Genomic DNA, 6877 nt, shown 5'->3' with positions numbered 1-6877 from the left:
TGTTATTATTGTCTTCTTTATGGAATGTACAGGCGAATGGCAAAAAGGTTCGAACGGGTAATCGTAGTGATGCAATACTGCTACCGTCGGCAGTTATCCATTATGCAAGGCCGAATCTATTTTTGGGTAATGACGAATACGCAGGTCCAGCTGACATATGGAATCCTAAGAAGGGCTTCCTAGTTCAATCAATCGATCCTAAATCATACAACCTCAATTTTCCAACTACAGGAGCGCATAATTTATATTTTGATTTACTTATAACAGGAATAGATGTGAGAGACTTGACATGGGAACCGGTCACGCATGAGGGAATTACAGCAACAGTGACAAATGTTGTAGCTAATAATGACTATTGGATTCCTTGGGAGGATTTTGCAAAAGTTGTCGCCCGTGTTAAGTTAACAGGTCCAGAGGCCAGAAATCAATGGGATAATCCAAATCCTAGCCGAATTGCTGTACCAAAGTTACCGCAAACGTTTGAGTTAGTGGGTAGAGATAGATATGGCATTGAGGTAGTAAAATATGGATTTGTGTTGAGGCAGTGGTTCGTCGTTCGGGATAATCCCAATGGATATGTTAATGGTAGACGTCATAATGACCAGTTAGCATGGTGTAATAATATAGGCTACCGGATGCCAAGGATCAGGGATTTAACTAACGCGGCAGGTCCTGTAGGCGCCAGCCCATCTTCATCAGATAATAATTACATGCGCTATATTGGTGCAGGCTTTTTTTCCGAGTGGGGCAGCATGTACGGCTACACTGGTGCTAGCTTTGTCGACAACCGCTACTGGACGAGCGATACCGACGACAACTACTGGATGAGCGATACCGACGACGACTACTGGAAGGAAGCTGCTAAGGTTAAGGATAGCCACCCGTTCACTGTGGGCTCACACTTTGGCAACTTCTATGGGTACTTCCCGTTTTACAGCACTTATGTTGTTTGCTCCTTGGACCTTAGACCTTAGTCCTGAGGTCGCCGAGGCCAATATTTAGAAATACCTATTTTGATACTTTAACTATCATAAAATTGTTTACCGCCGTGTAGGCGGTTTAGAAATCCAGGGCGAAAATGGACAAATGTTGGTTATGGTTCACTGCCGTGTAGGCAGTTTAGAAATATATAAAGATATGTCAGGGAGAGTTAGTGCTTCATGAGGTCTTTTTGTATTACAAACGGTTGAATGAATGGCCGTAATACGTTTATTCAAATTGATAATAATTTTCTTTATGATATTAACGCCATATCACTTGTTGGTGATACGGCGTTAATTTTATTTTATGAAAGTTTATTACAGTAGTTTAACTGACTATTTCCTATAACCAACAATTGATTCCTACACATCATATTAGTTGATTGATCATTATTTTGCCATTTTTGGGGTATCTATCTGCTTTACTAATGTAAAATCTATAGCTAATAATTTTTCTAATCGTGCAAGTATCCAATTATAACGATCTTTTAATGCATCTTCATGCCATTGTTGATTAAATGTTTTTTGATTAAAATCATCTAATACTTTTTGAGAAAGGCGAAATGCAGTCGTGTTATTAGTATGATTACCCTGATATACGATCATTTTGACATTGAAAGGATTATTACTAGCATCAATGTTTTTTTTACCGCTTAATAATGTCAAATTAGCAATACTATGTAACCATCTGTTTTTTACTTCTTCGGTGATATGATTCCATTCTGCAATAGTCTTATATTTTTTAGGTAATATATGTTCAAGGTGCAAGTCATTATTAAGTTTTAATAAAATAGGATTAGATTGATCGGTTAGATCATACTCAATTAAAATCAAAAGAGGTTTAATCCATGCTTCTTTATCAACCATATTAGAAGTTAGCTGAGATATCGCTAATTCATAAATCTTTTCGGAATTTAACTTATTTGAAAAGATTGCTTTTAAATAATTGATATGTTTTTTTTCTTTCAGTGCTTTAATGACATTAAAAGAAGTCTGCTTTACTTGGGATAATGTTTTTCCCGCAATCCAATATAAATAATAAAAGCGTCTTAGTTCAAAAACTAATTCATCAAAATCTTTATAATTTGTTGTAATGGCTGTCATTAATATCGCTTTCCAATAATTACTCCATCTCAAATATTGGAATGAATAAATATTTTTATCTTTTGAACAATATATTTTTTCGTAATAATTAATAACAAATTGTTTTAATGAGGCTATGACTTGATTAGGATCTTGATTTTCGAATAAGTTTTGTAGCTCTTCAGTGAATGATTTTTTTTGATTTGAGCCTAATAAATAATGTGCGTAAATAATAAACAAATCATTTAAACTTATATCGTCACATTGTTTAATGAGCTGCTCCATTTCACGCCAATCAGACATAAAACTATCTTCTTTTAATTTTGAAGTGGCTAAATCATCTTTATATTTTTTATAAAGCTTTTCTAATAAAAAACTTTTTATTAAGTCAGCAGAAGTTAAATCTAAACCTCTATTATTGAGCACCTGAAACAATTTAATAGCAAAATCACGACTGGTACAATCGATACGTATAATTTTAACTTGGTAAAACAAGTAATTAATTAACTCTCCAAGTTTATTTTCAGGTAAAGAATTTAATTTCTCTTTAAAAATTAGTGCGGTATTAATAAATTTAAATTTGGGTTCTTGATCATTTTTAATTTGATATTTATATGGAGGCGGCAATATTTTTGTTGCTCCCTCGTTTAAAATATACGCTTCAAAATCAGATTGATGAGAGCTATGAGTGTGTAATCTTAAACGTGAAGCTCGGCTATTAAAGATTATTGCAGAACGGATAATATCAATGTTTACAGAAAGGGGATTTAAATTATCATGTAGATTAAGATTCGGAAAATAATCACGTATAACGCAAAATAGTATCATTAACGTTGTTAATCTTTGTTGTCCATCGACAACATCAATATAAGGGGAATTAGGTTCATCATAAGAATTTGCTGTAATAACAGAGCCAAGAAAGTAATTTGGTACGTCATTTTCATATGATTCTAAAATATCGTCCCATAACTGTTCAACTTGTTCACTTTCCCATTTATAAGGTCTTTGATACTTTGGTATTTTATAAAGATTTTTTGTATCACCAAATAATTCACTAATTGATAAACTACGGGGTTTAAAAGATTCTTCCATATTTATACCTACTTATATTTCTATTTAATTTAATTTAATTTAATTTGAAAACATTTGATTATTAGTTATTATTCTAACAATTTACTTGTTTCATATAAATTAATTATCATGATTAATAATATAAATAAAATTTAAAAGGCTTGATATGATGATTAAATCTTAAAAAAATAAAAGCAATTATTTTACTTTATTGTGGAATTTATCTTACTGATAATAAAAATTTCTAGATAAAACATGAAAACTAAAGCCTCTTTCGAGGCTTTAGTTTTTATAAATATAGAAAAGTAATTTGTTATTACTTTATCCCAAATTCAGACCGATAAGCTTCAACTTGCGTTACTTGATCTTTTCGAGCTGGATCTTTATAGAGGTACTGGATTAAATCATCAAGCGTAATAATTGAAATTACATTGCAATGATAAGTTTGTTTAATTTCTTGAATTGCTGACAGTTCACCACGACCTTTTTCTTGACGATCTAGACAAATCAGTACGCCAGCAAGTTTAGATTGGTTATCTGCTAATATTTTCATCGATTCACGAATAGCAGTTCCGGCAGTAATAACATCATCGACCAACATAACACGCTGTTGATAGATCGAACTACCTACTAAATTACCGCCTTCGCCATGATCTTTTGCTTCTTTACGGTTAAAGCAGTAAGGAATGTCAACATTATGATGTTCAGATAGTGCAACAACGGTTGATGAAACAATAGGGATACCTTTATAGGCTGGACCAAAAATGACATCGTACTCTAAATTAGCATCCATTAGTGCGGCTGCATAAAAACGACCTAATAAAGCCAGATCTTTACCTGTATTAAATAATCCTGCATTAAAGAAATAGGGACTTTTGCGTCCCGATTTTAAGGTGAATTCACCAAACTTTAATGCTTGCCTATTTAATGCAAATTCAATAAATTCACTTTTATATGATTTCATCGATCCTCTCCAATTAATCTTTTAAGGCCTGTTTTTGTGCATCAATAATAGTTTTGATGCCATTTTTTGCTAGCTCTAACAGTTTTAATAATTCGTCATGACTAAAAGGTTCGCCTTCAGCAGTGCCTTGCACTTCAATCATACGACCATCGTCAGTCATAACAACATTCATATCGGTTTCAGCGTTTGAATCTTCTATGTATTCTAAGTCACACACTGCTTGTCCATCGACAATACCGACAGAAACAGCAGCAACTAATGATTTAATTGGATTTTGTTTAATTTTACCATCTGCAACCATTTTGTTGATTGCATCATTTAGTGCTACACAAGCACCAGTAATTGACGCAGTTCGGGTACCACCATCTGCTTGAATAACATCGCAATCTAACGTGATAGTATATTCACCTAATAATTTAAGGTCGATCATTGCACGTAGTGAACGGGCAATAAGGCGTTGAATCTCCATAGTGCGGCCGGTTTGCTTACCTTTAGCCGCTTCACGTTGAGTTCGTGAATGGGTTGCACGAGGTAGCATTCCATACTCAGCAGTTACCCAACCTTGGTTTTGCCCCTTTAAAAAACGTGGCACACCTTCATCAATAGTGGCATTGCAAAGTACTTTAGTTTCACCAAACTCAACTAATACAGAACCTTCTGCATGCTTAGTATAATGACGGGTTATTTTGATAGGGCGGACTTGTTCCGCAGATCGACCTGACGGGCGCATGCAATTCTCCAGATGTTACAATTAAAAAATATCTTTTTTGAGCTAATTATTTAGGGGGACATCAACAAGATAAGGTTGATGTTTAGCCTAAGCTAAGAGCATATTATACAGAATATGTGGTACAATGCCCAGCAAGTTTTTTATAAATTTAGGAAGCAATTATGATTTCCAGTATGACCGCCTATGCCAGAAAGGAGTTAAATCAATCTTGGGGAACCGCCTCATGGGAACTCCGATCAGTTAATCAACGTTATTTAGAAACCTATATCCGCCTACCAGAACAGTTTCGTTCACTTGAACCGATGATACGTGAACGACTCCGTAATCGTCTAACTCGTGGTAAAATCGAATGTAATTTACGTTTTGAATTAGATCCTGCAGCGCAAAATCAAGAACTTTCGTTAAATAAAGATCTTGCTAAGCAAATTTTAAATGCCGCTAATTGGGTTCAAACAGAGCATCAATCAGGACAAGTTAACCCGATTGATGTACTTCGTTGGCCAGGCGTATTGTCGGCAAAAGAACAAAATCTTGACAGCATATCACAAGAAATCCTAGCGTTACTTGATACAGCTATCGACGAGTTTAAAGCTGTTCGAGAACGTGAAGGTAAAGCGCTTAGTGATTTAATTGTTAAACGTTTAGAAGCCATTACCGTAGAAGTGGATAAGATTCGTAATTGGATGCCGCAAATACTTGAATGGCAAAAAGAACGTTTAAAAAGTAAATTGGCTGAAGCTAATATTGAACTGGATCATTCTCGCCTAGAGCAAGAAATAGTGATGGTTGCCCAGCGAATTGATGTTGCCGAAGAGCTTGATCGCCTAATGACACATGTTAAAGAAACTTATTCGATCTTAAAGAAAAACGAAGCGATAGGTCGTCGATTGGATTTTATGATGCAAGAGTTTAATCGAGAAACTAACACTATTGCATCTAAATCAATCAATGCTGATGTGACAGCCAGTGCGATTGAACTCAAAGTACTTATTGAACAAATTCGTGAGCAAGTACAAAATATTGAGTAATCACCTATCTAATGAATAAAGTACTTGGTATTTTAGCTGTCATATTAGCATCTATTTTATGGGGGACAACGGGCACAGCTGCTACATTTGCGCCCTCGCTTTCACCTTTACTCATTGGCTCGCTAGCAATGGGTATTGGTGGCATTTTACAATGTACATTGGCAATATCTAAAATAATCAAAGAACGCCATTTATTAATCAAGCATGTTCACTTACTTATTGTTGGTGCTATTGCTGTTATGATTTATCCTTTAGCTTTTTATAGCTCTATGCGCTTATCGGGTGTAACAATTGGAACAGTAGTTTCTATTGGATCAGCCCCGATCCTTTCAGCCCTCATTGAATATATTAGTCGTGATTTTCGCCTAACTAAACAATGGGTAATAGGAGCAGCCTTTGGTATTTTGGGGATGATTTTACTTGCCTTTTCAGAAGATAATTCCACCACAACGCAATATGAACACACCACTATAGGTATTTTATTAGGATTAATTGCTGGATTTACCTATGCCTTATATTCATGGTCAGCTCGTCAATTAATGTTAAAAGGCATATCAACAAAATCGGCCATGGGGGCAACCTTTGGCTTTGGTGGCATCTTACTCATACCCGTTATGTTACTCACAGGGACTGCATTATTTGACTCACTAACCAATATTGCTGTTTGTATTTATATAGCATTGATCCCCATGTTTATGGGGTATTTATGTTATGGTTATGGTTTATCTAAAATATCGGCTAGTTCGGCTATTACAATCAGCTTATTAGAGCCTGTTATTGCGGCCATATTAGCGATGTTAATTATTGGCGAACAAATGTCATTAGTTGGGTGGTTTGGGGTTATATTGATTTTTCTGTGTCTTATGTTTGTGACCTTATCGAGTATTACAAACTTATCGGCTTCGACATAATAAGGCTACAATACGAAATACTGAACGGAATTAATAGACTTTTGTTTTATTTTGATATTACTAAAAATAGTTCAGTAATTTTAGTTTATAATAAATTAAAATATATATTT

General features: G+C 34.7%; 6 protein-coding genes. 3 read left to right on the top strand and 3 right to left on the bottom strand.

Going from position 1 to position 6877, the window contains the following annotated elements:
- A partial coding sequence (locus J6569_RS08650; protein WP_296318255.1) for a hypothetical protein occupies window positions 1-974 on the top strand: 974 nt, incomplete at its 5' end.
- Between the two features lie 396 nt (window positions 975-1370).
- Here the strand turns inward: J6569_RS08650 and J6569_RS08645 are convergent.
- The 3 genes from J6569_RS08645 to rph form a co-directional block, all read right to left on the bottom strand.
- Window positions 1371-3155 (bottom strand): DUF262 domain-containing protein, encoded by a 1785-nt coding sequence (locus J6569_RS08645; protein ID WP_065589926.1) that lies wholly within the window; start codon window positions 3153-3155, stop codon window positions 1371-1373.
- A 295-nt stretch (window positions 3156-3450) separates the two neighbouring features.
- Window positions 3451-4098, bottom strand: a complete 648-nt coding sequence (gene pyrE / locus J6569_RS08640; RefSeq protein ID WP_065574840.1) for an orotate phosphoribosyltransferase — start codon at window positions 4096-4098, stop codon at window positions 3451-3453.
- Between the two features lie 13 nt (window positions 4099-4111).
- Window positions 4112-4828, bottom strand: coding sequence for a ribonuclease PH (gene rph / locus J6569_RS08635; RefSeq protein ID WP_174798090.1), 717 nt, complete (start codon window positions 4826-4828; stop codon window positions 4112-4114).
- A 161-nt stretch (window positions 4829-4989) separates the two neighbouring features.
- Between rph and J6569_RS08630 the strand changes: the two genes are divergently transcribed.
- Window positions 4990-5856, top strand: coding sequence for a YicC/YloC family endoribonuclease (locus tag J6569_RS08630; protein ID WP_174798091.1), 867 nt, complete (start codon window positions 4990-4992; stop codon window positions 5854-5856).
- Between the two features lie 11 nt (window positions 5857-5867).
- Entirely contained in the window at window positions 5868-6767 is a 900-nt protein-coding gene (locus J6569_RS08625; RefSeq protein WP_174798092.1) for an EamA family transporter, read from the top strand.
- Window positions 6768-6877 lie beyond the last annotated feature (110 nt).

Source organism: Gilliamella sp., assembly GCF_024104075.1.
GTDB classification, from domain to species: domain Bacteria; phylum Pseudomonadota; class Gammaproteobacteria; order Enterobacterales; family Orbaceae; genus Gilliamella; species Gilliamella bombi.
The sequence above is the reverse complement of the archived record's forward strand: the minus strand, read 5'-3'. Positions and strand labels throughout refer to the sequence as shown.